The sequence below is a fragment of the Deinococcus aetherius genome, assembly GCF_025997855.1.
In the GTDB taxonomy this organism is placed as follows: Bacteria; Deinococcota; Deinococci; order Deinococcales; family Deinococcaceae; genus Deinococcus; species Deinococcus aetherius.
Map to the genome: position 1 here is coordinate 2,825,873 of NZ_AP026560.1, position 23,968 is coordinate 2,849,840.

The 23,968-nt window shown below is 69.7% G+C and carries 28 protein-coding genes, 2 tRNA genes and 1 pseudogene; 26 read left to right on the top strand and 5 right to left on the bottom strand.

All coding sequences use genetic code 11. The features are described from left to right. The first annotated feature begins 175 nt into the window (after positions 1 to 175). From DAETH_RS14535 to DAETH_RS14650, 24 genes are all read left to right on the top strand, one after another. On the top strand, positions 176 to 367 hold the full coding sequence (locus tag DAETH_RS14535) for a hypothetical protein (protein ID WP_264775597.1): 192 nt from the start codon (positions 176 to 178) through the stop codon (positions 365 to 367). A gap of 1 nt (position 368) precedes the next feature. Next, positions 369 to 689 (top strand): head-tail adaptor protein, encoded by a 321-nt coding sequence (locus tag DAETH_RS14540; protein ID WP_264775598.1) that lies wholly within the window; start codon positions 369 to 371, stop codon positions 687 to 689. Continuing rightward, positions 690 to 1,085 (top strand): phage virion morphogenesis protein, encoded by a 396-nt coding sequence (locus tag DAETH_RS14545; RefSeq protein ID WP_264775599.1) that lies wholly within the window; start codon positions 690 to 692, stop codon positions 1,083 to 1,085. It abuts the gene before it with no gap. Further along, positions 1,078 to 1,410: a hypothetical protein gene (locus tag DAETH_RS14550; RefSeq protein ID WP_264775600.1), complete on the top strand. Its 333-nt coding sequence runs from the start codon at positions 1,078 to 1,080 to the stop codon at positions 1,408 to 1,410. Before DAETH_RS14545 ends, DAETH_RS14550 begins: the two co-directional genes overlap by 8 nt. A gap of 1 nt (position 1,411) precedes the next feature. After that, positions 1,412 to 1,903: a hypothetical protein gene (locus tag DAETH_RS14555; RefSeq protein WP_264775601.1), complete on the top strand. Its 492-nt coding sequence runs from the start codon at positions 1,412 to 1,414 to the stop codon at positions 1,901 to 1,903. 5 nt (positions 1,904 to 1,908) lie between these two features. Continuing rightward, positions 1,909 to 2,157, top strand: coding sequence for a hypothetical protein (locus tag DAETH_RS14560; RefSeq protein ID WP_264775602.1), 249 nt, complete (start codon positions 1,909 to 1,911; stop codon positions 2,155 to 2,157). Beyond that, positions 2,154 to 2,531 carry a hypothetical protein gene (locus DAETH_RS14565; RefSeq protein ID WP_264775603.1) on the top strand — a complete coding sequence of 126 codons (378 nt, stop codon included), beginning with the start codon at positions 2,154 to 2,156 and terminating at the stop codon, positions 2,529 to 2,531. The genes DAETH_RS14560 and DAETH_RS14565 overlap by 4 nt, the downstream gene beginning before the upstream one ends. A gap of 17 nt (positions 2,532 to 2,548) precedes the next feature. Then, a complete protein-coding gene (locus DAETH_RS14570) occupies positions 2,549 to 2,923 on the top strand; it encodes a hypothetical protein (protein WP_264775604.1) in 375 nt (124 codons plus the stop codon). After that, positions 2,920 to 7,461, top strand: a complete 4,542-nt coding sequence (locus DAETH_RS14575; RefSeq protein WP_264775605.1) for a phage tail tape measure protein — start codon at positions 2,920 to 2,922, stop codon at positions 7,459 to 7,461. Before DAETH_RS14570 ends, DAETH_RS14575 begins: the two co-directional genes overlap by 4 nt. A 16-nt stretch (positions 7,462 to 7,477) precedes the next feature. Beyond that, complete coding sequence (locus DAETH_RS14580) at positions 7,478 to 8,965, top strand: hypothetical protein (protein WP_264775606.1); 1,488 nt, start codon at positions 7,478 to 7,480, stop codon at positions 8,963 to 8,965. After that, positions 8,962 to 9,393 (top strand): hypothetical protein, encoded by a 432-nt coding sequence (locus DAETH_RS14585; protein WP_264775607.1) that lies wholly within the window; start codon positions 8,962 to 8,964, stop codon positions 9,391 to 9,393. Before DAETH_RS14580 ends, DAETH_RS14585 begins: the two co-directional genes overlap by 4 nt. A 9-nt stretch (positions 9,394 to 9,402) precedes the next feature. Further along, a complete protein-coding gene (locus DAETH_RS14590; protein WP_264775608.1) occupies positions 9,403 to 9,948 on the top strand; it encodes a hypothetical protein in 546 nt (181 codons plus the stop codon). Further along, positions 9,941 to 10,849 (top strand): hypothetical protein, encoded by a 909-nt coding sequence (locus DAETH_RS14595; protein WP_264775609.1) that lies wholly within the window; start codon positions 9,941 to 9,943, stop codon positions 10,847 to 10,849. The genes DAETH_RS14590 and DAETH_RS14595 overlap by 8 nt, the downstream gene beginning before the upstream one ends. Continuing rightward, entirely contained in the window at positions 10,846 to 11,268 is a 423-nt protein-coding gene (locus DAETH_RS14600) for a hypothetical protein (RefSeq protein WP_264775610.1), read from the top strand. The genes DAETH_RS14595 and DAETH_RS14600 overlap by 4 nt, the downstream gene beginning before the upstream one ends. Beyond that, positions 11,265 to 11,876, top strand: coding sequence for a collagen-like protein (locus tag DAETH_RS14605; protein ID WP_264775611.1), 612 nt, complete (start codon positions 11,265 to 11,267; stop codon positions 11,874 to 11,876). Before DAETH_RS14600 ends, DAETH_RS14605 begins: the two co-directional genes overlap by 4 nt. Then, positions 11,873 to 14,587, top strand: a complete 2,715-nt coding sequence (locus DAETH_RS14610) for a polysaccharide deacetylase family protein (RefSeq protein WP_264775612.1) — start codon at positions 11,873 to 11,875, stop codon at positions 14,585 to 14,587. The genes DAETH_RS14605 and DAETH_RS14610 overlap by 4 nt, the downstream gene beginning before the upstream one ends. 23 nt (positions 14,588 to 14,610) lie before the next feature. After that, a complete protein-coding gene (locus DAETH_RS14615) occupies positions 14,611 to 14,994 on the top strand; it encodes a hypothetical protein (protein ID WP_264775613.1) in 384 nt (127 codons plus the stop codon). After that, on the top strand, positions 14,987 to 15,415 hold the full coding sequence (locus DAETH_RS14620) for a hypothetical protein (protein ID WP_264775614.1): 429 nt from the start codon (positions 14,987 to 14,989) through the stop codon (positions 15,413 to 15,415). The genes DAETH_RS14615 and DAETH_RS14620 overlap by 8 nt, the downstream gene beginning before the upstream one ends. Further along, complete coding sequence (locus tag DAETH_RS14625) at positions 15,412 to 16,047, top strand: CHAP domain-containing protein (RefSeq protein WP_264775615.1); 636 nt, start codon at positions 15,412 to 15,414, stop codon at positions 16,045 to 16,047. Before DAETH_RS14620 ends, DAETH_RS14625 begins: the two co-directional genes overlap by 4 nt. 79 nt (positions 16,048 to 16,126) lie before the next feature. Beyond that, on the top strand, positions 16,127 to 16,624 hold the full coding sequence (locus tag DAETH_RS14630) for a hypothetical protein (RefSeq protein WP_264775616.1): 498 nt from the start codon (positions 16,127 to 16,129) through the stop codon (positions 16,622 to 16,624). Between the two features lie 2 nt (positions 16,625 to 16,626). Beyond that, positions 16,627 to 16,968 (top strand): hypothetical protein, encoded by a 342-nt coding sequence (locus DAETH_RS14635; RefSeq protein WP_264775617.1) that lies wholly within the window; start codon positions 16,627 to 16,629, stop codon positions 16,966 to 16,968. Beyond that, positions 16,965 to 17,528 carry a hypothetical protein gene (locus DAETH_RS14640; protein WP_264775618.1) on the top strand — a complete coding sequence of 188 codons (564 nt, stop codon included), beginning with the start codon at positions 16,965 to 16,967 and terminating at the stop codon, positions 17,526 to 17,528. The genes DAETH_RS14635 and DAETH_RS14640 overlap by 4 nt, the downstream gene beginning before the upstream one ends. Positions 17,529 to 17,537: 9 nt before the next feature. Further along, positions 17,538 to 18,047, top strand: coding sequence for a hypothetical protein (locus DAETH_RS14645; protein WP_264775619.1), 510 nt, complete (start codon positions 17,538 to 17,540; stop codon positions 18,045 to 18,047). Between the two features lie 3 nt (positions 18,048 to 18,050). Further along, entirely contained in the window at positions 18,051 to 18,539 is a 489-nt protein-coding gene (locus tag DAETH_RS14650; RefSeq protein WP_264775620.1) for a hypothetical protein, read from the top strand. Between the two features lie 67 nt (positions 18,540 to 18,606). Here the strand turns inward: DAETH_RS14650 and DAETH_RS14655 are convergent, their stop codons facing one another. Next, on the bottom strand, positions 18,607 to 18,828 hold the full coding sequence (locus DAETH_RS14655; protein WP_264775621.1) for a hypothetical protein: 222 nt from the start codon (positions 18,826 to 18,828) through the stop codon (positions 18,607 to 18,609). Between the two features lie 105 nt (positions 18,829 to 18,933). Between DAETH_RS14655 and DAETH_RS14660 the strand changes: the two genes are divergently transcribed. Then, a complete protein-coding gene (locus DAETH_RS14660) occupies positions 18,934 to 19,149 on the top strand; it encodes a helix-turn-helix domain-containing protein (protein WP_264775622.1) in 216 nt (71 codons plus the stop codon). Positions 19,150 to 19,615: 466 nt separating this feature from the next. On the opposite strand, the pseudogene tig reads toward DAETH_RS14660, so the two are convergent. From tig to DAETH_RS14675, 3 genes and pseudogenes are all read right to left on the bottom strand, one after another. Next, positions 19,616 to 20,959: pseudogene (tig, locus tag DAETH_RS14665) on the bottom strand (trigger factor); the annotation flags it as partial. 251 nt (positions 20,960 to 21,210) lie between these two features. Next, positions 21,211 to 21,296 (bottom strand) — tRNA-Leu (locus tag DAETH_RS14670). Positions 21,297 to 21,358: 62 nt separating this feature from the next. Beyond that, positions 21,359 to 21,435: transfer RNA gene (locus DAETH_RS14675), tRNA-His, on the bottom strand. Between the two features lie 169 nt (positions 21,436 to 21,604). On the opposite strand from DAETH_RS14675, the gene DAETH_RS14680 reads away from it, so the two are divergent. Beyond that, positions 21,605 to 22,747 (top strand): acyl-CoA dehydrogenase family protein, encoded by a 1,143-nt coding sequence (locus DAETH_RS14680; protein WP_264775623.1) that lies wholly within the window; start codon positions 21,605 to 21,607, stop codon positions 22,745 to 22,747. On the opposite strand, the gene DAETH_RS14685 is transcribed toward DAETH_RS14680, so the two are convergent. Then, positions 22,744 to 23,829, bottom strand: coding sequence for an alpha/beta hydrolase (locus DAETH_RS14685; RefSeq protein WP_264775624.1), 1,086 nt, complete (start codon positions 23,827 to 23,829; stop codon positions 22,744 to 22,746). The genes DAETH_RS14680 and DAETH_RS14685 overlap by 4 nt on opposite strands. Between the last annotated feature and the right edge of the window lie 139 nt (positions 23,830 to 23,968).

The window sequence follows — 23,968 nt, forward strand, 5'->3', positions numbered from 1 at the left end:
AGCAATGACAGACCCCACCGACATGGGGGCGTGCCTAGCCCTTGCGCTTAGGCACGCCGGGGATCACTCGGACTGGACTCCAGAAGCCTGGGCAGAGCAACTTGCGGACGATGCTGTAATCCGTTCCGTAAATGATGCTCCCCAGGTTTTTTATCGCCCCTACAAAACAGTGCTGATGTACCTCCTCCGGCCCGGACAGGTGACTTCTCGAACCGAGGGCGACACCGCCGAGCAGTACGTCAACCCCTCCAACCTCGCCGAGCGCCTGCGCGAGCTGGACACCGAGTGGACGGCCCAGCGTCTCCCTCCGGAGGCGACGGCCACCGACGAGGCATTCGACTCGCGGATCGAGTGGGGGGGCTGGTGACGTGCTGCGGCCCAAGCTGCGGCGGCAGGAGCCGGAGGAGGTCACGCTCCTCACGGCGGTCAAGGGCTCAGCCGGGCGGCTGGGCGAGCAGGCCGTCACCTATGTGGCGGGTGAAACGCACCTCGCCGGGATCACCCCCCTCACTGCCGAGGAGGCGGTGCGACTGGGCCTCAAGGCGGAGGTGATTCGCTGCCGGGTGCGCCTCCCCGCTGGGGTGACCCGGGAGCCCGGGGACCGCGTTCGGTTCCGGGGGCGGGACTGGCGGTGTGTAACGGTGACGACGTGGCGGAGCTTCACGCTTGTCGTCGTCGAGGGGGTGTGAGTGGACCTGAAAAACACCCGCGCTGCCGCCATCGCCATCGCCGAGCAGGCCGTGGCGCAGGAGGCCCAGCGACTCCGTAACGAGGTGGTCGAGCAGCTTTCGCAGGAGGGCAAGGGGCGGACGTACGAGTTCGAACGCGAGTTCCTCAAGGGGGATGGCACCACGGCCAAGGTCGGGCAACGGCGAGGGGTTCCGCACACGGCCAGCGCCCCTGGCGACCCGCCCGCCGTGGACACCGGCCGCCTGCGTCAGTCCATCGTCGCCCTCAAGATTGCGCCGGGGCGGTGGAGGGTTGGCACGAACGTCGAGTATGCGTTCTGGCTGGAGTTCGGGACGCGGCGGATCGCGCCCCGCCCATTCATGCGCCCGGCGGCGGAGAAGGTGCGCCGTGGCTGACCTCCTCGACGCCCTCGCCGACGCCCTCGCCGCCCTTCAGGCCATTCCAAACGCCCCGCCCGTACTGCTGCGGGGGGTGAACGAGGACCCCGGCGGCGACGAGGTAATCGTGCTCGACCGTGTGGCGTCCACTGGCCTCCAGATGCAGGGGGGTAGCGCCACCACGAACCGCATCCAGGTCACCTGCTATGCGGCGGGCGTCGAGCGCGCCCTCGACCTCACGGCTCAGGCCCGCGCCGCTCTGGGGGCGCAGCGCTTCACGTTCATTCAGAGCCGCCCCGCCCCTGACGGCGTAGGCGAGCTGGCGGACTACCGCCGAGGTTGAGATGACTCTAGGCACCGTCTACGGCGACACGTCGGTTTACCGCTTCCTGGTGCTCCCCGGCCCCACCGAGGTCCGCCCCGCAAATTTCGATTCGGCGGCCCTTACGCTGCCCGAGCTGACGACGAGCGATATGCCCGTCGCGGTGGCGACCGTGGCCCGCGACACGCCCATCATGTACGGCACGCCCCCGGCCGGAAGTGCTGGCGTCACAAGCTGGGCGCGGCCCCGCCCCGGGCAGGGCAGTTGGACGGTCACCCTGACCGGGAATGTCCAGCCCACCGAGACCGAGCGGGAGGCGATGGAGGCGCTGTATGCGGCGCGGGGCCGGTACGTCTGGACCGAGCGGCGCATGGCGACGGACGACAAGAACGAGGGTGGCTGCGCCCTGGTGACCTCCACCGGCAAGCCCATCCCGGCGGACGGCCCGGTCACGTTCACATCGGGCCTGACCGGCTACGGCAGGCACTTCCCCGACACCGCCCTGGCGGTCTAGGCCCCGTGGAACTCATCGCCACCAGTCGCCGCGAGGGGCAGCCGGTGGCCTGCGCGTACGGCGCGGCTCTCGAAGAGGAGGGCCGCGCCCTGCGCTGTGAGCTGCTGTTCGTGATGCGCGGGCAGACCCGGCGCACCCTCGTTTTTCGCTGTCCCACAACAAAAGAACGCGTCCGTGTCCGCCTCCCCAAGAAGTTGCTCGGGGCCCGGCGGCACGGACTGACTTTCGACGCCGTGCTGGAGGTCGCCCCGTGAAGAAGCCCATCGTCATCGACCTCTCCGAGGCGACCGGCACGAACACCGTGCCCCTGCATTTCAAGGCCGGAGGCCGGGTCCTGCGCTTCGAGGTGCCCGAGCGGTCCGACGAGGAACGTGCCCGCATGGCGCAGCAGCTCCAGGGGTGCAGGAGCGACGAGGAATCGCTCGACCTCGCCACCGACTGGCTGCTGGCGTGCAGCCGTGACGGCCTCAGCCGTGCCGAGGTGCGGGAGCTGATCCGGCCCGAGCCGGTGCTCGCCCAGGCGCTCACGGTGCTGCTCACCGGACGACTGCCCGACAAAAAAAAGATGGACCTCCTAATGGCAAAGCTGGCGGATCGGCTGATGGACGAGGTGATCGAGGCGATTTAGGGCGCGAGTACGCCCTGATGGCGGCCTTCTTCCCCGGCGCGGGGCAGCCCGAGACGCTCACCCCGACCCAGCGGCAGATGTACCTCGCCCACCTGGGGGAGGTGCGCTTCCTGCGGGACCAGGCGCTGCTCCGGTACGCATTCAGCAAGTTCGGGGAAGAGGGCATCGCCGACCTGCTCAAGCCGCGTGGCGGCGAGCTGACGGACGAGGAGCGCCAGCGCCTGCGCGGCTGGCAGCGGTACGTCGCCGGGTACGACCTGCCCGGTGGCATCGGCGAGGACGCGGCGCGGGAGTTCCTGGCCGCGATGAAGGGGAAGCGGGTGCCCTCCTGGGCGCTGCTGATCGCCCCGCTCGACGACATCAGGGACGCAGCGGGAGGGGGTGACGAATGACCAGCGGAGGCGGGCTCGGCGGACAGGCGGATGTCGTTTGGATCGACATCGACGCGCGGATGGAGAAGTACGAAGCCCGCATGGCGAAGCTGGAGGGCGGTGCCGAGGACACCGGCAGGCGGGTGGGAAGCAAGCTCGGCTCGGCCATCTCCCTCGGCCTGGGCGTCGCCACCTCCGCCGCTCTCGCCCTGGCGGGGGGACTCGCGGCGGCTGCGACGAGCGCCGTCAACCTCGCGGGTGAGCAGGTCAAGGCGACCGCCGCCCTGGAGGCCAGGCTGGGCACCACGGCCGCCGAGGCGCAGCGCCTGGGCGACGTGGCCGTGCAGGTGTTCGGGAACAACTTCGGCGGCTCGCTGACTGAGGCGAGCGAGGCCGTGGGAACCGTGCGCCAGCAGCTCGGCAACCTCGCCGACGACGAGCTGCAACGGGTAACCGAGGGGGCGCTGGCCCTCAAGGATTCGTTCGGCGTCGAGGTGCCCGAGAGCATCGACGCCACGAAAACCCTGATGGAACAGTTCGGCCTGACCTCGCAGCAGGCCACGGATTTCCTCGCCGCCGGGTTCCAGAAGGGGCTCGACCGCTCGGGGGATTTCCTCGACACCATCAACGAGTACAGCACCCAGTTCGCCAACGGCGGGGCGTCCGCCGCGCAGTTTTTCTCTCTGCTGGAGAACGGCCTTCAGGGCGGCTCCCTCGGCACCGACCGGGCCGCCGATGCCTTCAAGGAATTCCGGGTCAGGGTTCAGGACGGCTCCGAGGGCGTGGCGAACGCCCTGGAGAGCATCGGGATCAACAGCGAGGACCTCGCCAAGAAGATGGCGTCAGGTCAGGTCACCGCCGCCGAGGCGTTCACCCTCGTGCAGCAAAAGCTCGCCGGGGTCAAGGACGAGAACCTACGGATGCAGGCGGGCGTCGCGCTGATCGGCACCCAGTACGAGGACCTGGGGCAGAAGGGGGCGGCGGCGCTCTCCCTCACCGGCCGCAGCATGGCGGACCTCGCCGGGTCCACCGACAAGCTGAACGCCCGGTACAACACGCTCGGCGACTTTTTCGGCGGGCTGGGGCGGAAAGTCCAAGTCGCCCTCCTCCCCGCCGGTCAGGAGGTGCTCAAGCTCGCCAACGAGGCGATGCCGTACCTCCAGAAGGCCGCGTCGTGGCTGGGCGACAAGCTGCCCGGGTGGATCAAGAGTGGCGTCGATGGGGTAAAAACCTTCGCCTCCAGCGCCGTCACGGCGTACAACACCCTGAACAACGCCTATGTCCAGGTGTCCGCCGGGGTCGAGCGGTTCACGGGGTTCCTGAAGCGTAACCAGGAGGTGCTCATCCCCCTCGCGGCGGGCATCGGCACCGTCGCGGGGGCCCTCGCCATCCACCGGGCGGCCACCATCGCGGCGACCGCGATCACGACCGCGTGGACCGTCGCCACCACGGCGGCCACGGCCGCGAGCGTGGCGCTCCGCGTCGCCATCGCATTCATCACCGGACCCGTGGGGCTCGCCGTGGCCGCGATCACCGCCCTCGTCGCGGCCGGGGTCTACCTCTACCGCAACTGGGACGAGGTAAAGGCCAGGGCCCTGGCGATCTGGGGGCAGGTCAAGGAGATCGTCAGCAACGCGATCCAGGGGGCCGTGAACTTCCTGCGCAACATCGACTTGAAGCAGGTCGCCATCGACATGATCCTGGGCTACGTCAACGGGATCAGGGCAGCGGGCGGCCTGGTGCTGCGCGCGGTGCAGGGGCTCGGCTCGACCGTCATCAACGGGATCAAGGGCATCCTGCGCATCCAGAGCCCCAGCCGCGTGATGCACGAGCTGGGCGAGTTCACCTCGCAGGGCTTCGTGACCGGGATCGAGAGCGGGCGCCCGAACGTCCGCAAGGCGGCGGAGGGCACCGCGAAGGCGTTTCTCGACGCCTTCAGGGACCTCCAGGCGGAGCGGGTGGTCGGGAAGGTGGACCTCTCGACCTACACGAAGACGCTGGAGTCTGCCGCCACGCAACTGCGCTCGCAGCTCTCCACGGTGAAGGAGGGCACCCCCGCCTACACCGAATGGCTGAAGGCGCTCTCGCTCGTCACCAAGGAGCTGGGCAGCCTGAAGGGCAAGAGCACCGAGGCCCAGGCCAGCGCCAAGGAGATGGCGGACACGCTGGCGAAGAACCGCGCCGCTCTCGAAAAGGACATCTCGATGGAGCGGTGGGTGGCGGGCCTTCGCACCGCCACCGCCGCGCAGCTCCAGCACGCCCAAGCCCAGGCCCGCGCCGCCGGGGACTCCGAGCGGTACAACGCGATCAAGGGCGAGCTGGCACGCCGTCAGGACGTGGCGACCGCCGCCACCGAGCGGGCGACCGAGGCGGCCCGGCGCGAACGCGAGGAGCTGAGCAACAACCGGGCGCAGATCGTCCGGGGCGAGCAGATGGAGGCGTACGTCCGGGGGCTGCGCTCCTATACCGATGCGCAGCTCGCCAGCAACCTGGCGACGGCCAGGGCGGCGGGCGAGGTCGAGAAGTACAACGCCATCAAGAGCGAGCAGCAGCGCCGCACCGAGGCAGCTACGGCAGCGAGCGACCGGGCGGCAGATGCAGCCCGCCGCGAGCGGGAGGCCGTTCAGCAGGGGCGCGACGCCATCGCCGATACCCGCGAGTACGAAGCCTGGAAGGTCGCCATGCGCGGGGCCACCGACGCTCAGCTCGCCTCCGGGCTGGCCGCGTACGAGGCGGCGGGCAATCAGCAGCGTTACAACGACGTGCTCGCCGAGCAGCGGCGCCGGGCGGAGGAGGCGGCGGGCGCGGTTTCGGACCTCGTGGACGAGCAGATCAGGTCCGCAAACGCCCGTTACACCGACACCCAGGGGGCGGCAGACAGCGCCCACCGGCAGACCTACGGGGCAGGCGATGAGGGGCTCATTCGTTCGCTTGTGGCCTTCACCGGCTTCAGCGTCGAGAAGGTCCGCTCCGACGTGGAGGGGGCCCTGGCGGACGTGAAGCGGTTCGCCCCGGCGGTGGCAGCGACCGTCGAGCGCGTTTACGACGACGCCCTCAAGCACCGCCGGGAGGTGGCCGCCCAGCAGCAGGAAATCGACCGGCAGACCTTCCAGAACTTCCAGGGCGGCGCCCGTCGCATCGCCGACGCCTACCGGGTCCAGCAGGAGGCCGCCGACGACGCCGCAATCACGTTCGACTACCTCAGCGGCATCCTCGCCGAGCTGAACGCTCAAGGGCGCGATCCCGCCCAGAGTGGCTTCACCACGTGGCTGGAGAGCCTCGCGCAGGGCAGCGGGCGGGCCGCCGTCGCGGCTCAGCAACTCCTCGACATCATGGAGAGGCAGCGCGAGGTGCGCGATCAGCTCGTGCAGGGCGACCTCAACACGGCCAGCCCCGCGCGGGGTGTTCCGCAGGGGCGGCTCAACCCGTTCACCCCGGACACCGAGGGCGGCCCGGTCGAGGCGCGGGGGCAGCGCCCAGCCGTCCAGCCGGGCACGGCCTCCGATCCTCGCGTCCCTGCGGAGCTGAGCAAGGCGTGGGACGACCTCCAGCGCAAGGTGGGGGACTCGAAGTGGCTGGAGGAGACCGCTACCCGGCTCAAGGGGCTGGATGCTGGTCAGCTCGCGGCAGCGAAGTCTGCGGCCATCGCTCGCCGCGACGTGGCCGAATTCACCGCGATCCTGACCGAGGAGGAGCGGCGGGCACAAGTGGGCGCCGACTCTCTTCGTCTAATCGCCGAGGCGGCGGGCGAACTACACACCACCCTGACGGGGGAGACCCTGCCTGCCTACGAGGCCCGCGCCCGTGCGCTGGAGGAGCAGGCAGCGAAGGATATCGAGCACCGGGACCGCCTCCTCGAAGTCGCCTCTGCTATCCGCGAGACCGGACGCGCTGCTGAGGAGAACGCCCAGGCGCTCAACCTCACGGTGCGGATCGGGGGCATCGACACCGGCATCCAGGCTCTCGACCTGTTCAAGGACACGGCGATGGGCGTCGCGGGGGTCGTTCAGGGCGTGTTCAGCGACCTCGCCTCCGGGGCGCAGGTCACCGCGAAGGGCGTGCTGGGGGCGTTCGCCAGCATGACGCTGGGGATCATCAGGTCCGTAGCCACGAGCATCCTCGCCATCCAGGCGCAGATCATCGCCACCCAGATTCTCAACCTGATCACCAGCCTCGCCACGTTCAACCCGGTGGCGCTCGCCCGGGCGGCAGCCATCGCGCTCGCGGCGGCGGCCGTCGCGGGCATCGCGTCGGGCCTGGAGTCGCGCCTCTCCAGCCGGGTGCAGGGGGTCACCACCACGGCGGCGAGCGGCAGCTCCTCCGCCCCCATCGCCCAGCGGGCGGCGGCAGAGACGAACAGCAACGTCAACATCCCCTCCTCGCAGGTGACGGTCGCCGCCACCCCGGAGGGGTTCGCCATCCTCGCTGCCGCTGCCCGGGAATTCCGGGAAGGCGTGGCGGAGTGGCGCGAGATCAATCGCCGGGGCCTGCGGGTCTCGGTGCAGACGGAAGCGGCGAGGAGCAGCCTCGCGTACGACCTCGCCACGGGCGGGCTGTGAAGGGAGGGGGTGAAACGTGGGATTCGAGCTGAAGGTCTGGAACGCCAACAGGAGTCAGGTGCTGAACACCATCACCTCGGTCACCCCCAGCGGCATCGACGGGGGGTTCAAATGGCAGCGGCGGGGCAACGGCGGCTGCATCCAGCTCGACCTCACCGGGCGCAACGACCGGGCGAAGCTCGCGCCGCGCGGCGTCGTAAGGCTGAAAATCGACGGGACGAGCCACTTCTGGGGCATCGTGCCCGATCCGCCCAGTGCGGACAGCGCGGACCCGGAGGCGGTGCAGGTGCTCGGCGGGCGCGAGGCGTTGCGGCGGGTGCTCCTCGACGGCCGCGCCTACCGGGATCGGGGCGTGTTCGCCATCGTGCGAGACCTCCTCTCCCGGCTCTGCCCCCCGAGCCTGATCTACGACGCCCGGCTGATCGGGGACGGGACGGGGACAGATGCCGGGCCCACCCTGGGCACCTACTACTCACCCACGAGCACCCTGGAGGCGGCGCTGGACGGTCTGGCGAAGTCAGCGGGCGTGGACTGGGATGTGGACGCCGAGGGCCGAATCTTCTTCGGGCGCCCTGCCCCGGTCGCGTTCGAGGTCGCCTACTCCGGGCGCGGTTGGCGGCGGCTGCGGGTGCAAGGCCGTGAGACGGTCACGCGGGCCCTGGTGCGAGTGGCGACCGCGCCCGCAGGCTGGGAGGGGGAATCCATCCTCTACACCGGTTCCGGCGTGCCCGCCACGGTCGTCGGCGTTGCCGAGGGCCCGCAGCACGGCCTGTACCGGGCGGAGGCCGGCTTCGAGCCGCCGGAGGGTGTGGCGCTCGTCGTCCCCAGGGCGCCGGAGCGTTGGCTGCCCGACGCCCTGAACCTGGACGGCGGGGCCGCGATGGACGGCAACGACACCACGTACAGCGCCGTGCCGTTGACCACGACTCAGAAGGGGATCGAGCTGGAGAGCCCGCTGGGACGCCCGGTGGGCGTCGAGGTGGATTACACCCTGTCCCCCGCACAGAACATGCCCGCCGACGCCTACGGTGTGCTGCTCACGGTGGGCGGCTCTGCGCTCGCCTCCATGTCTCTGGCGACGACTCAGGACCGGCGGACCCTCCGGGTGATTCTGCCCCCCGACGCGAATACCACCGGCACCTGGCGGGCGCGGCTGCTGGTGGGCGCGTTGATGGCCGTCTCAGGTGTCTCGGGGATCGAGTTGCGCGTGTATGGGGTGCGTTTCCTGTTCGTGGACGAGGCGGCGGCGGTGAGGGTCGCCTCGTCCTTCCTCCAGGAGCCGTTCGCATCCCCTGCCGAGGTCACCCTCTCCGGCCTCACCCAGCCGCGCCCCACCGCCATCGTCCGGGACTCCCCGGATGGCGACGTGACGGGCCCCGCTGACCTCTGGGAGTACGAACACTCGCCCACCAATCCTCGGACCGTCCGCATCCGCCTGGGCAGTGACGGGCAGAGCGACACGGCCAGGGCGATCAAGTTCGCGGTGCGCGGAGGCAGCGGGTGAGCGCCGGACGTTACGTGCTCGTCGGGCCGCCGAACAACACGACGCGCCTCACCCTCCCGGCCGATTGCATCGTCACCAGCGGGGACGGGGTGGCCCTCCAGCTCACGCTCGCCCGCGCGGTCGAGGCCGAGGAGTGGGAGGAGTTTGGGGACGGCCTGCCGGTTCCCACCCCGCTCGTGCTGGAGATGACGGTGGAGGGCGTCAGCGAGCAGGACGCGGCGAATCAGGCGACGGCCATCTGGGCGTTCGCCCGCACCTGCACGGCGTTGGAGCGCGATGCCCGGGTCTACCGCAACATCCGCCGGGCGGCAGCCGTCGCCGTCCAGCACGTCCCGGGCCCCGGGGCCGATCAACGGCTGACCCTCACCCTGCTCCCCCGTGACTCGAAATGGCGCAACGGCGCCGACAACACCGAGCGCCTGTTCTGAGGAGACCGAATGAACGATCTGGACCGCAGCCTGATGCGGGAGATGGTGGAGGAGGAGGTGAGGCGGCAGATGCGAAGTGCCCTCCCTGCCCCTCCCGCGCCTGCCGCCGCCCCCCCGCCCGACCTCTCCGACCTCTATGCCCGCGTCGAGGCGCTGGAGAAGGGGGCCGTCGAGCGTCACCACGAGGTCGTGCGAGCCGTCGCCAACCTGGAACGCCCGGCCTCCCTCACCCCGGAGGAGGTGGAGGGGCTTATCGCCAAGAAGATGAAAGGGCAACGCTCCCCGGCCCAGGCTCCGACCGACCTCGAACCCCTGGAGCGCCGCCTCGCCGCGCAGGAGGAGCTGACGGCGCCGCTGCCCGAGCGGATCGGGCACCTCGCCTCCGACTTGGCTGCTGAGCAGACGCAGGCCAAGGAGCGACACGACCACGTTGTCCGCGCGATGGCCCGCACCTCGCTCACGCCCGCCCAGGTGCGCGAGGCGATGGGGTTCGAGGAGCGTCTCGCCGCGCTGGAGCAGCGGTACGCCGCCGAGGAGGTGAACGACGATGCCTAACCGTCTGCGCCTGACCGGCATCCTCACGCCCCCCGCAGACGACGGCTGGCGCAACGGAGTGGGGTTCGTCCGGTTCGACCCCGCCGACGAGGAGGCGGCGCGGTGGGCGGTCCCCGGCTACCGCCCCGCGTGGCCCATCGAGGGGACGCCCGGTATCCTCGGCAACGCGCTCGTCGAGCGCAACGGCGGTGACCTGTACGTCCCCGGTGACGATCCGGGCACGACCTACGCCGGGCCGCGCATGAGGGTCACGTACAAGCTCCAGACCACGGCTGGAGACTGGTACACCAGCACCTTCCTGTGGCGTGCCGTCTCCCTCGGCGGCGGCACGGTGGACCTGCGCACGCCTCCACCAGAGGGGCAGCCGCCCGTCGTGAGTCGCCCTGGCGTCCCGGCCGGGGCGCTGCTCACTTCGGACCTCGACAACCTCGTGCCGAGTCAGACGGCGTTCCGGGGGCTGCTGGATAGCCGGGGGGTGCCGTTCGGGCTGGCGACGCTGGACGCGAACGGGTTCCAGGCGCAGCGGCGCCCGGTGCTCTACCTGCCACCATTCGGGCAGGTGGCACGGGACCTCTGGGGCTCGCCTGACCAGTGGAAGCACGAGACCACCGACACGCTCTGGCTGGATGACAGGGGCACGACCTTTCGGCTCAGCTTCAGCATGAGGATGCTCACGGCGACGAGGGCCGCGCCGCGCCACTGCTACTGGAGCATCGAGCCTACGGCCGACACCCGCATCGAGTCGGGCTCGGCGGTGGCGGACTCGATCCACCAGGACGGCCTGGTCCACCTCGCGGGCTTCAACTGCGGGAGCTACTACCCCGGCGCCTACGTCGGGGTCAGCGTTTTCTCGGCGCTCCCCGTCCGGGTGTTCGTGGACTACCGGGTGGTGCCCAGATGAGGGGGGTCCGGCACGACCTGAAGTTCTCGACGGACTCCGAACTCGACCGGCCCGTCCGGCAGGGGGCGGACTTCTACCTCGCCTTCCAGCTCTACGACGAGCTGCCTACGCCGGACTCCCAAGGACGCTTCACCGACCTCACCGGCCTGACCTTCCGCTCGCAGTTCCGGGCGGGCGGCGTGGCGGGGGACGTGGAACTGGAGGTGGTGGATGCCGACTTCATCCGCGAGATCGACGAATTCGGCGAGCCCTGGGTCGTTCTCCACCGCCGAGGGCACGACCCGGAGCGGAGCACCGACACCCGCCGGATGACCGCCGCTGCCGGGGCCTACGACATCGAGGTCGTGGACGGCACCGAGGTCCGGGAGGTCCTGTACGGCGACTACGACCTGGCCTACGAGGCGACGAGGCTCGAATGAGCGACCTACGCGAAGTGAAGGGGGTGCGGGTCGGGGGGGTCCGCACCTCGCGTCTGTCGAGCATCGCCAGCGTGCAGGTCGCTTACGTCGGCCAGCGCAAGGGCGACCCGGGCCCTGCGGGGCCGCGCGGGCTCCAGGGGCTGCGAGGTGAGCAGGGGCTGCGAGGCGAACGTGGCCTCCCGGGAGCGCAAGGGGCTCAGGGGGTGCCCGGCACCCAGGGTGAGCGCGGTCTCCAGGGTCTCCAGGGGGAGCGCGGTCTCCCCGGTCTTCAAGGCGAGCGCGGTCTTCTGGGGCTCCAGGGCGAGCGCGGGTTGCAGGGACCGAGGGGGGAAAAGGGCGAGCCCGGCATCCAGGGACCGCCCGGCATCGGCCTCGATCTCACGGGCATCCCGGACGGCGCCTTGCTCACTGTCATCGGCGGGCACATCGTGCCCGTCATCCCGGGGACCACGCCCGGCTCCACCGCCCAGCTCGTCCGGCGCGAGGACGGCGCCCTCTCCATCACCGGCACCCGGCGTGTCGTCCGCGAGGACGGCGCCCTCTCCTACCCCGACCTCGAACTCATCCGGCGCGAGGACGGCGCCATCATCTGGAGGGCAGCATCATGACCACGAACGACGCGGACTTCTCCCCGAACATGAGCCAGCACAAGACCGTCGAGCAACGTATCACCAGCATCGAGGGGCAGGTTCAGACGCTTAGCCAGAACATGGCCGAGGTGACCGCCGCGCTGCGGGCCCTGGGCACCGTCCCCCCTACCAACCCGGCCACCGCCGTCGAGCTGACCCTGAACCTGACCAGCCTGGAGGAGACTGTCGGCACCACGACCGCCCGGGGGCCCATGCTGACCGTCGTCGTGGATGACGGTGCCCCCGAAGACGCTACCCGGGCGCCCGTGTTCGACGAGCTGGCTATCCCAGTCGTCTGGGCCCCCTTCACGCGCCGCACGAACCCCGCCCCCAACTGGGACTTCTACGTCGCTCGCGAGCGCAAGGGCGACGAGGTCGCCACGCGGGGATTCAACGGTGCGAGCCTCACGGCCCTCTCGGACGCGGACGCGGACGCGCAACTGCGCAATTCCCAGGCTGACCTGCGGAGTCGCGGCCTCTCGGGCAACAATCTCCTCTGGCCGAACAGCGCGAGCGACGCACGCGTGGAGGGCCTCGCCGCGAAGTACTTCCGGGCGGCGGCGGGCGGCGGGGAGGTCACCAACACCACCTTCGACAACCTGTACCGCCTCCGGCGCGTCGGGCTCTACGACCAGGACCCGCTCACGCGCTACACCGGCATCATCGACCAGACCGTGGCTGCCAACGGCTGGCTGATCCTGTTCACGTCGGGCATCGCGTTCGGGGCGACCCAGCAGGCATTGCTCCGCGATATCGTCGCCTACGCGCGCACGAAGGGCATGAGCTTCGTCACCCTGAACCGGGGGGCCGACCTGATCAGAGGTGTGGCCGCGACGCCTGCCCCCGCCCCCAGCGTCGCCACCGTCGAAGTGTTCAACGTCACGAAGAAGAAGACCACGCCCCTCACCGTCACGAGCGGCGACAAGCTCCGCGTCGATCAGGGCGACGAACTCACGATCATCCCCCAGATGATCCGGGACTATCGCCAGGTCCCGGCGTTCACGGTCGTCGCGGACAGCAACAAGACGGTCGAAATCCCGTACCGGCCCGGTCCGGTCGTGAGCGTCAACGACCTCATCATCCAGGTGGTCGGGGTCCCTTCCGCTCCGGTGCGTGTCCGCGTCAAGAACCGTGGGTGGCCCCTCGACGAGGTGCAGGCCCTGAAGTCGGGCCACACGTTCAACCGCAATTTCGCGGACGGCGACACCCTCATCGTCGAGCCGCTTCCCATCGCGGGGTACAACACGCCCCCGAGCGCCGAGTACGTGATGGACCAGGACCGCATCATCACGCTCTCCTACGCCTCGACCGCCCCCGCGCCCACCCCGACCTCGGGCACGGCCACCAGACCCCAGCTCGTTCCCCCGCAGAATGCCGTCAATCTGCGCGAGTTCGCGTCCCTCAAGGGCTACAGCATCGGCCAGACGGGCGCCAGCGACGACATCACGGGGCTGAGTGTGGCTCTCGATGAGGCGCAGCGGTTGGCACGGCCCGTGGTGCTCCCGGAGGGGGTCTACGGCCTGAGCCGCAGGCTGATCCGGCGCGACTGGCCTAACCTGCACTTCTACATGGACCCTCGCGCCGTGGTGCAGCCTCTCACCCACTTCGGGGACCCGCCGAACGATGAGGAGAGCGGGATGGTCCACTTCCAGCGGTGCGACAACTTCATCGGGCGAGGTGGTCGCCTGCTGGGTAAGCCTGACCGCAACATCCAGCCGCTCGACGACCGCTGCGAGACGCTCAGGGTCACGAACAGCAAAACCGTGCTGCTGGAGAACATCTTCTCGAAAGACGCCCACACGGCCTCCTTCGAGACGAGCAAGTGCAGCCTGGTGACGATCCAGTGGTGCGAGGACGACGGCTCGCACGGGCAGGGCATCGCCACGAGCTACAGCACCGACGTGAAAATTTTCTACAACATCCTCGACCTCAAGTGGACCGTCGGGTACACCGACCACGGCGGCATCGCGCTGTTCAGCTACCACGACAACGGGGTCCTCGCGCGCTGGAACATCATCAGGAACACTCCGGGCACGGCCACGAAGTCCGAGGGCACCGCCAACATGACGTACGAGGACAACGAGGTGGACGGGTACGGGAGGGATGCGTTCAAGATCATGCCCGAGCCGGGTGGCCCGCCTGTGGTCGGTGGGTACATGCGGCGGAACAAGGCCCGCAACTACCGGAGGCTGGAGCCTGTCGGGGGCTCGGCGTTCACCCTTCAGGGCGTGGACGGCGGCGAGATGACGGGCAACGAGGCGTGGGGGCCCGGCCTGGGGCTCGACGGCTCGGGGATCGCGGTCGTGAACTACCAGGCCGCCCGCAGCCGCAACATCAAGGTGGACGACAACATCCTCTGGGACTATCTCTGGCAGATACACGTCCGTCAGTCCGACAACATCGGCGGCGACCGCAACAAGCTCAGGAGCACCAGCGGTCGCCGGGTCAAAACGCCCATGTTCATGGACGCGGCGAACGGCGGGTTGTGGAGGTTCACTGAGATCAGCGACTTCACGGTCGATGGTGTCGGCTCGTGGAGCGGGACAGCCAACGTGACGTTCGAGGACACCATCTTCACGAACGGCGAGACGGCGTGGGGCGGCGGCGGCACGAACCTCCGCATCGTGCGGTCAAAGTACATCGGGGTCAAGACCGAGATCGGCGGCGGCAACTACATCGTCGTGAGCTGATCCCTCCCCGCACCGAGGTTCCCATGCCCCTTTCCACCGACCTGCACACGGATCGGGTCATCCTGGCCGCCGTGTGCGCGGTAACGGCCGCTGGGCTCCACTGGGCGGCCGTCGTCGCCTCCGCCGACGAGGTGCGCCCGCGAGCGTTCCGGGGCAACCTCGTCGCCTCGGCGGCGGGCGGCCTGCTCGCCTCGCAGCTCCTCGAACTCCTGCCGAGTGTTATCTCGCCCCTCCTCGCCGTCGCCGTCGTGGCGGTCGTCGGGCACACGCTCGGGCCCCAGGCGCTGTGGTGGTTCGGGCGGGGTGCGCTCGGCGGGGTGGACCGGGTGGCCCCGTGGTTCAAGCCGCCCGACCTGCCCCCGCCGCCGGGCGAGCAGCCCCCGAAGGAGAAGCCCCCCGATGCGTGACCTCCTCACCCGACTCGACACCGCGATCAACGGCCCCCTCTCCCTCGACCCGGGCGTGAGCTACCTGCTGAACTCCAGCCTGCGCGTCCTGTGCGCGTGGGCCGCGCTGCTCGCCGTCCGGAACCTCGTCCGCTACACCCGGGCCGCCCTGCCCCCGCCGCACGCCCTCGTCAACGTCGTGTACTGGCTGCGGTGGTGGTTCTGGCTGCGGCTGCGCGAGTTCCCCCTCCTGAAAGTCGGGGCCGCGCTGCTCGCGCTGGCGCTGCTCGCGCAGGTGGCGACGGGCGCGGCAGGGACGCTCGCGCGGCTGACTGTCTTCTTCGTCTGGGGGTACGGGGCGCTGTTCCTGGCGCTCGTCGGGTTGGCACAGTTCCTGGCCTGGCTGACGGCCCGCATCCAACACCCCGAGAGGTCCCCATGAACCTGATCAACGAGGCCGCGAGGGCGGCGGTCCGGCGCGACTACGATCTCCCCACCGAGCCCGGCATGTGCCTCGCCGCCACCCGCACGGTGGTCGAGCGCGCGTTCGGCTGGCCCTCGCACGAGCTGTACCGCCGGATCGTCACCGAGCACGTCCAGGCGAACACGACGGGCACGCCCTGGGCGACCGACGCCGAGAAGTCCTTCAGGGCGCGGGGGCTGACCGTCCCCCTCTGGCAGAGCCCCCGGCCCGGAGACCTCGTGTTCAACCACACGTCCATGCCTTACGGCCACGTCGGCGTGGTCGTCGCGCACGCAGGCGGGCTGTACGTGCTGGAGAACGCGCAGGTCCGGCGCGGTCTGCATCAGTACGCGGCCATCAACCTGTGCCCGCTCCACCTCTGGGACGGCATCACGACCATCGGGCGGCTGCCGGACGCGGAGGTGGACGACCCGCCCCAGCCCGAGCGGCGCGTGCTGCTGGAGCGCGGGCCCGCCGTCGAGAACATCACCGGCAAGCGCCTGGAGATCATGGAGGCGCGGGGGGTCACGATCAACGCCGAGCAGCCGGACACGGTGCGGATCGCCGTGAACGTGGGGGCGCTGCCGCCCGCCAAGCCCCTCAAGAACTAGGCCCGCCGCGCCCCTGGGCGCTCCCCATCCGCCTCTTCCGGCCCTCGCAGACGCGGGGGCCGCGCCCATGAGGTGCCACATGAACAAAGCTGCCTTCCTGTCCCTGCTCACCATGTCCCTCGCCCTGGGTGCCGTCACCCAGCCCCAGCAGACGGCGCTCGACGCCTGGGCGGACAAGTTCCTGCCGGTGGTCCTCGAAAAGGCCCGGGGTCTGATTCGCGGCGGGTTCGGGTACGCCGAGATCGGAAGTCTCGCTGAGACGAGCGTCCGGGCCGCCCAGGACCTCAAGGGCATCTTCGCGGGCCTGGAGCGGGCGCAGATCGCCCAGGCGGTGCTCGTCGTCGCCGCCCGCGAGGTGCTGCCCAGCGTCGCCGAGAGGTGGGTGCTCCCGCTCCTCCAGGGCGAGGCGGTGAGGGCGCTGATCGAGGCCGCGTTCCAGCGAGTGTTCGGTCAGAGCAGCCCCCCTGGGGTGAGTAACCCGGTGACCTACACCTCGGCCCCGCTCGCCGACGGCAGCCCCACGACGGACGCGGATTTCGGCCCAAGCATGGCAACCAACCCCCCGGGTGAGCGGTAACCATGACCACCCGCCAGGACCTCACCGGTACGCGGGCGATCTGGCGCGGCAGGACGTACGTTTTCCGGGTCTCCATCACCGAGGACGGCGCTCCTGCCGACCTCACCAACGCCACCGCCCGCGCCCGGTTCGCCCAGTCCCGTGACGGCCGCGCCGAGCTGGAGCTGACGCTCGGGAGCGGGCTCGTGCGGGACGGCTCCGAGTTCGTCGGGACGCTCACGCCCGTCCAGGCCCAGGAGTTGCGGGCGAAGTTCTGGCAGTTCGACGTGATCAGGGGCGGGCACGTCGAGCCGATCCACTGGGGGACGGTTGACTTCGAGCCGGGCATCCGGAGCAGCTCGTGACCGCGCCCGACGAGGTGGTCCTCGAAGGGGGGGAGGTGCGCTCGGAGGCTCGGTTTTCGGGCGCACTGGGCGAGGCGGCTGCACTGGAGGGCGGGCTGACTCCCTCCGGGCCGCCTGGGGTGGGCGTGGCCGACGTGGGCATCGACCCGCAGGGCCACCTGACCTTCAAGCTGACCGACGGGCGCGAGGTGGACGCCGGGATGCTGCCCGGCGAGCGCGGTGGGACGTTCAGTGCCTCGCTCGCCGAGTCCGCGTCGGTGTACAGCGTGGTCGTCGCCCTGGGGGGTGCCCTGCGCGTCGCCGACCCCAGCGACCCTACCCACGCCGGGCGCGTTGTCGGGCTGCTCACCCAGAGTGGGGCGGCGGGCGAGCGCGTGCAGGTGGCCGTCATCGGAGCCCTCCCCGGCTGGGGCGGTCCGCAGGGGCTGCTCTGGGTGGGTGCGGACGGCCAGCCCAGGGGCTCCCCGTCTGCGGGGGCGTGGCGTCAGGTTGTCGCCCACAGCCCCGAACCCGGCCAGATCGTCGTGCAGCTCCGGCCCTCCGTCCTACTCGCTCCATAGGAGACCCACATGGCGAAGTACCTGCAAGAGAGCACCAGCGGCAACGGCGACTACCAGGAAGTTCAGCCCATCACGAGCACGGCGGGTGCTGCGGATGCTGGCAAGATCGCGCAGACCGACGCCAACGGTCAGTGGCACCCCAGCCTCATCCCCAACATCAACACGATCACCTTCACGGCGTCCGAGGCCATCGCCGCCGGGGCGCTCATCAACATCTACGACAGCGGCAGCGGCGTGGTCAGGATTCGCAACGCGACAAACGCAGGAGCGGGCACCCGGGCACATGGCTACGCGCCTGCTGCTATCGCGGCCAGCGCGAGCGGGACGGTCTACCTGACCTCCGGGCTGATCAGCGGTCTCTCCGGCCTGACGCCGGGTGCTCAGTACGTCCTTGGGACGGCAGGAGGGCTGGCGACAGCCATCCCCACGGCCACCGGCAGCATCGCTCAGCCCGTGGGGGTCGCCAAGAGCGCGACGGAGCTGTCCTTCAACGCGGGGCCGGTCACGGTCCGGGCCTGAGCCGTGGCGGTTCGCAAGGCGCTCGTCGTCCTGAGCAACGCGAGCAGTGGTGAATTGCCCACCGGTGATGTGCTGGACCTGGGGAGCCGAACATACGTCCGCGCCTACGCGTCGGCGGGGCAGGCTACGAGCGCGAGCATGGCGCTCGTAGCCTTCGGTGGTGTCTCCGACGGCTCAGACGTGTTCGCCAACAACACCCTCACGGTGCCTGCCGGTGGGGCGGGCATCTGGGCCATCGACGTGGGGGTCGTGATCACGGGGCTGGCCGCCAACGAGTACGTCAACTGCTCGCTCTACATCAACGGTGCGGAGCGGGCGAAGGTGGGCGAGCAGAACGCGGTGGCGGGGACGCTGGCGCTGACCGCTGGGTTCCACCTGCGGCTCGCCGTCGGCGATCTGGTCACCGTGCAGATGCGGACCGGGACGGCGGGGCGGACGATCTACGGCGACGTGAACAATCAGGTCACCACGTTCACCGCCTACAAGCTCTAGGCCAAAGCAGGGCGCCCCCGCCGGTTGGCAGGGGGCGCTGGAGCCTCTCGCAACAGCAGAATCTTGTTTACTCCACCAGCTCCCCCAGCCGCACCACGCCGTCGCGCAGGCCCTGGCGGTAGGCGAGGGTGAGGGCGTGGCGAAGGGTATCGAAGAGGTCAGTGCCCGGCCTCACGTCGAGGGCGAGCAGCATCTGGGAGACCCGCACGTCCACCAAGCCGTCGATGGGCGAGAACTCGAATTCAGGCGCGGTAGCGGCCGTTTCGGCAAGGCTGGGCAGGCTGTCCATGAGCCCGGCGAGTATAAGTCTGAGAGACTTACGGGCGCTGTGCGATTTCCGGTAAGTCTTTGCGCCTTATCGACTAAGCTCCTAACACTTATGCAAAATCGCCGGGTGACTGATCAAGTACGCGAGCAGGTCCTCGAAGAGATGCAGCGCAAGGGGATCAACCGTCAGCAGCTCGCCGAGATGATCGACATGAACCCGCAGTACCTCTGGGACATGCTCGCTGGGAAGCGGAGCAACATCCCCCAGCGGTGGCAGGACATCCTGGATGCTCTCGGGCTGGAGATCGTGGTGCAGCCCAAGCGGCAGCGGGAGCAAGAGTGAGGGCGCCCAGTCGGCTGACCGGGCGCCCTGCGGGTGAAAAGAATTATCTGTCAATTTGCAAAGAATTAGGTGTCAACGGCGTTGACAAATAAATTGTCGCAACTTTGACAAATAATTCTTTGCGTGACACCTACGTGGGCAAGGACGGTTATTCGGTGCGCTGCTCCTGGGTCTGCTCCCCGGTCTGCGGCTCGCCGACCTGCTCGCCGCCGATAGCCTGAGTGTCGCCCTGCGCGACGGGGGTCTGCTCCTCGCTCGCGGTCGTCACAGCGGTCGGAGCGGTGTCTTCCTGCTCGCCACCCTGCACGTCGTCCGCCCGCTCGGTGACCATCTCCTGGGCTCCGATCTGCGGGACGTCACCGCTGGCGCTCCCCTCCGTCGTCTGCCCGGCGCTCTCCGCCTGAACGCCCTCCTGGTCCGCGTCCGTGTCGGTGCCGCTGGTGGCCGATGCCTCAGCCTGGGCGCCCTCCTGCCCGGCCTCGGTCTGCTCCGCGCCCTGCTCGTCGCCGGCCTGCTGGGCCGTGGCCTCCCCGGCCCGGGCGCCTTCGTTCGCGGTCGTCGCCGTCTGGGCCTGCGCGCTCGCCAACCCGGTCAGGGCCTGCTGTAGCCCCTTCTCGCGGGTCAGGCTGACGAGGTAGCCGTTCAGGCCGTTGGGCCCGAGCTGGCCGCGCAGTTGCTGGACGGGCATCCCGTTGCTCTGGGCGAGGGCGGCGAGGGAGGCGTCGAACTCGGCCTGGGTGACCTGCACCTTCAGGTCCTCGGCGAGCTGCTCCAGCGCGAGGTCACGCCGGACGCGGGCCTCGGCGTTCTTCGCCAGGTCTCCCATGAACTCGTCGAGCTTGCCCTGCTCCTGCATAAAGGTCTCGTACTCGGCCCACTTCACACCCTGACGGCCCAGATCGTCCTGGATTTCCTCCAGCATCGCCTCGCGGCGGCGGTCGATGAGCGCCCGGGGAATCTCGACCTGCATCCCCTCCACCAGCCCGCCTACGAACTCCTCGCGGCGGGCGGCGTCCCCCTCCTGGCGGGCGCGGCGCTCCAGCTCGGCGCGCAGGTCGGTGCGAAGGCGCTCCAGGCCCTCGAAGTTCAGCGACCTGGCGAAGTCGTCGTCGAGGGGCTGGAGCTGCTTGGTCTGCACCCCCTGCACCCGCACCCGGACGGTGTGCTCGGGGTGCTCGTGGTCGCCGTGCTGGTGGGCGGGTACGGTGATCTCCACCTCGTCGCCCACGCTCTTGCCAATCAACGCGTCACGCACATGCGGCTCGGCCACGTCGAGGTAGACGGGGTAGGTGCCGCCCTCCTCACCGAGTTCCTCGATGGTGACCTGATCGCTGGCCTCGATGGGCCGCTCGGCGGTCTGGAAGGTCGCGTTGCGCTCCTGAAGGTCGGCCAGCGTGCGGTCCAGCACCTCATCGGTGATCTCGGGAGACGCCGCCGTGAGCCGAATCGAACGCCAGTCGCCCAGCGTGACCTCGGGGTACGTCTCGCCGTTCACCGTGAAGTCGAAGCCCTGCCCGCTCGCCAGCGTGCCGGGGTCAATCTGCGCGTCCACCAGGTTGAGGCCCAGTTCGCGGGCAGCCTGCGGGTAGTGCGACTGGAGGAGGCGGTCGCGAACCTCGTTCTCGACGTAGCCCTTGCCCACGCGGTTCTCCAACACCTTGCGCGGCGCCTTGCCGGGCCGGAAGCCGGGCACGCGCACGTCGCGCGCGAGCCCCGCCCAGACCTGCTCGAAGGCGCGGTTCACCTCGGCGGTGGGCACCGCGACCCGGAATTGCACCTTGTTACCTTCACGACTGATCAGCTCTGCCATACGTCTCCCATCCTGGCGCCCCCGTTCCCGCCCCGCTTCTCGCGCGGAATTCGGGTGGGGCGGGTCCTCTCGTGTGCCTGTGCCGCTCTCGCGCCCCCTGCGCCAACACAGGAGCCGGGGCGCGCGACATGCCGCCGTGCATCATAAAGCCTGGGGCGCCGAGTGCGCGACTGCCTCGGACCTCCTCACCGGGTGGGGCAGAAAACGCGGCGGCCCACCGGGAAGACCGGGAGCCGCCTGGGTGCTTGTTTTGGTGCGAGGAAAGGGACTTGAACCCTCACTCCTGTCAGGAACCAGATCCTAAGTCTGGTGCGTCTACCAGTTCCGCCATCCCCGCACGACGAAAAGCCCGTACTTCAAAAAAGCCCCGGACCCCGCGCTGGGCAGAGTCCGGGAGATTGGGGTGGGTTATGGGACTTGAACCCACGGCCTCCGCTTCCACAGAGCGGCGCTCTAACCGGCTGAGCTAAACCCACCGCGCGCCTTTGCAGGCCCACACATCTTAGATGGGGGCAGGCGGGGTGTCAATGTGGCGCCGGGGGCGCCGTCAGTGGAAAGTGGTCAGTGGTGAGTGGACCGCATCTTTTCCCACGTACCACTCACCACTGACCACTCACCGTTCCCGGCGCTACCCTGTCCCCACCTATGGAATTCAATCTGCCCGAGGACCTGCGGGACGTGCAGGCGACCGTCCGTGACTTCATGCTGAGCGTGGTCGAGCCCCGCGCGCACGAGATCGAGGAGACGAACCGCGTGCCCGGCGAGCTGATGCGCGGGGCCGCCGACCTGGGCCTCTTCGGCCTGAGCATCCCCGAGGAGTACGGCGGCGTCGGGCTGGGGGCGCTGGGCCGCTGCGCCGTGTACGAGGCGCTGGGGCAGGGGCACATGGGCTTCGGCGGGGTGATCAGCGCGCACGCCTCCATCGGCACGAGCGGGCTGGTGAGGCTCGGCAACGAGGAGCAGAAGCGGCAGTTCCTCCCCCGCATGGCGAGCGGCGAGTGCATCGCGGGCTTCGCTATCACCGAGCCCAGCAGCGGGTCGGACGCGGCGAACATCCGCACTCGGGCCGAGAAGAGGGGCGACTGCTACGTCCTCAACGGCACGAAGCACTACATCTCCAACGCGCCCATCGCGGGCCTGCTGACCGTCATCGCCATCACCGACCCGTCGAAGGGCACGCGCGGCATGAGCGCCTTCCTCATCGAGCCGCAGACCACCCCCGGCGTGAAGATCGGCAAGATCGACGAGAAGATGGGCCAGAAGGGCTCCCTGTCCGCCGAGGTGATCTTCGAGGATGCCGAGATTCCGGCGGGGAACCTCCTCGGCCCCGAGCACCTGGGCTACCGCGAGGCGCTGGGCATCCTGACGAACGGGCGGGTGGGGATCGCCGCGCGCTCGACCGGGGCGATGCAGCGCCTCCTCGACCTCTCGGTCAATCACGCCAAGACCCGCGAGCAGTTCGGCCAGCCCATCGCCGAGTTCCAGGCGGTGCAGTTCATGCTCGCGGAGATGGAGGTCGCCATCCAGACCTCGCGCCTGCTGTGGCAGAAAGTCGCCTGGATGGTGGATCAGGGCCAGGACGTGCGCCGCATGGCCTCGGTGGCGAAGTACCACGCGACCGAGATGCTCTCCCAGGTCGCCGACAAGGCCGTGCAGGTCGCGGGCGGCATGGGCTACATGAAGGACTCGCCCGTGGAGCGGTACTACCGCGACCAGCGGCTGCTGCGGATTTACGAGGGCACCAGCGAGATTCAGAAGCTGATCATCGCGCGGGACCTCTTGGCTTAGGCGCGCCGCATCCCGGTCCACCACCACCGGAGGAAGTCAGGAAAACGGGCGCGCCACGCCGCCTCGTCGTGCCAGTGGCCCTCGCTGATGGTGAGGTGGAACTCGGCCACTCTCGGGCGCAGGCGCACGGCGAGGTCGCGGGTGAGGTTCACAATCTCGGCAGCCTCCTCAAGACTGCCGCCCTCGTGGTCGCCCATGTCGAGCCACAGGCGGGCCCGGGGATCGCTTCTTCCCTCCAGCCAGTGCAGGAAGGCGAAGTCGGCGGGCCAGATGGCCGGGCTGAACACGCCCAACGTGCCGTAGGTGCCGGGGTCGCGCAGGCCTAAGTAGGCGGTGATCAGGCCACCGAAGGACGACCCGGCCAGGGCAAGTCGTGAGGCGGGCACGGTTCCGAAACGCTCTTGCAGGTACGGCAGGAGGATGTCCCTCAGCCAGTCCCCGTACTCGTCCGCGCCGGGGTCGTGCCCGTTGAGTTCGAACGGGAAGGGCACGTAGCGGCGATTGCGCTCGTGATTCACGGGCAGCGCGGCGATGCGGCAGGGCAAGCCCTCGTCCGCCAGCCTCTGCGCGGCCCCGGCGGCGTCCCAGCTCTCACCCGAGAAGGTAGGCCCCTCGTCGAAGACGTTCTGGCCGTCGTGCAGGATCAGCAGGGGGAGCGCGCCATCGTGACCTTGCGGCCACCACAATTTAACCGTTTGCTTTCCCCAAGGAGTGGCGAGCGTGACCGTCTCGCGCGGCGGAGCGCTGCGGCTTGGCCGGTCCTGACCCGCGCGCCCGTCCTGCCAGCCCGCCACCGCGAGGTCGAGGGTCAGGTCGCCCCGCACCACGGCCTGATGGGTCGGTGCCCGCCCGCCCCAAGCGTCGCCCTCCTCGGTGACGGTGCCGTCCGGGTGCCGGGCGCGGACCTTCACGGCGAGCAGCGTTCCCTCGGGGAAGTCCGCTTCCAGTTCTGCCCCATTCGGTTCCTCCCGAAAAGTCCACCCCTCCGGGTCGCTGCTCCAGCTACGGTGCTCGCCGGTCAGGAAGAGCGTGGCTCCGGGCACGGGGGGCGGCGCGGACAGGCGAAAGCGGATGTGGGGCATAGGCTCAGGATAGGGAGCCGTGGTGAGCGGGCCATGCCACAATCTGGGCGCCTTGCCCCCCCAACGCTAAACGTTGCGTCAGCTTCCCGTGAAGCCCCAGTCACCCTGCCGGGCGTACGGTTTTCTTGTGCTGGACGCG

Coding starts and splice junctions, on each gene's coding strand:
- DAETH_RS14535 (WP_264775597.1), top strand. CDS start 176: ATGTACCTCCTCCGGCCCGGACAGGTGACTTCTCGAACCGAGGGCGAC.
- DAETH_RS14555 (WP_264775601.1), top strand. CDS start 1,412: ATGACTCTAGGCACCGTCTACGGCGACACGTCGGTTTACCGCTTCCTG.
- DAETH_RS14570 (WP_264775604.1), top strand. CDS start 2,549: ATGGCGGCCTTCTTCCCCGGCGCGGGGCAGCCCGAGACGCTCACCCCG.
- DAETH_RS14575 (WP_264775605.1), top strand. CDS start 2,920: ATGACCAGCGGAGGCGGGCTCGGCGGACAGGCGGATGTCGTTTGGATC.
- DAETH_RS14590 (WP_264775608.1), top strand. CDS start 9,403: ATGAACGATCTGGACCGCAGCCTGATGCGGGAGATGGTGGAGGAGGAG.
- DAETH_RS14595 (WP_264775609.1), top strand. CDS start 9,941: ATGCCTAACCGTCTGCGCCTGACCGGCATCCTCACGCCCCCCGCAGAC.
- DAETH_RS14600 (WP_264775610.1), top strand. CDS start 10,846: ATGAGGGGGGTCCGGCACGACCTGAAGTTCTCGACGGACTCCGAACTC.
- DAETH_RS14605 (WP_264775611.1), top strand. CDS start 11,265: ATGAGCGACCTACGCGAAGTGAAGGGGGTGCGGGTCGGGGGGGTCCGC.
- DAETH_RS14610 (WP_264775612.1), top strand. CDS start 11,873: ATGACCACGAACGACGCGGACTTCTCCCCGAACATGAGCCAGCACAAG.
- DAETH_RS14615 (WP_264775613.1), top strand. CDS start 14,611: ATGCCCCTTTCCACCGACCTGCACACGGATCGGGTCATCCTGGCCGCC.
- DAETH_RS14620 (WP_264775614.1), top strand. CDS start 14,987: ATGCGTGACCTCCTCACCCGACTCGACACCGCGATCAACGGCCCCCTC.
- DAETH_RS14625 (WP_264775615.1), top strand. CDS start 15,412: ATGAACCTGATCAACGAGGCCGCGAGGGCGGCGGTCCGGCGCGACTAC.
- DAETH_RS14630 (WP_264775616.1), top strand. CDS start 16,127: ATGAACAAAGCTGCCTTCCTGTCCCTGCTCACCATGTCCCTCGCCCTG.
- DAETH_RS14635 (WP_264775617.1), top strand. CDS start 16,627: ATGACCACCCGCCAGGACCTCACCGGTACGCGGGCGATCTGGCGCGGC.
- DAETH_RS14645 (WP_264775619.1), top strand. CDS start 17,538: ATGGCGAAGTACCTGCAAGAGAGCACCAGCGGCAACGGCGACTACCAG.
- DAETH_RS14655 (WP_264775621.1), bottom strand. CDS start 18,828: ATGGACAGCCTGCCCAGCCTTGCCGAAACGGCCGCTACCGCGCCTGAA.
- DAETH_RS14680 (WP_264775623.1), top strand. CDS start 21,605: ATGGAATTCAATCTGCCCGAGGACCTGCGGGACGTGCAGGCGACCGTC.
- DAETH_RS14685 (WP_264775624.1), bottom strand. CDS start 23,829: ATGCCCCACATCCGCTTTCGCCTGTCCGCGCCGCCCCCCGTGCCCGGA.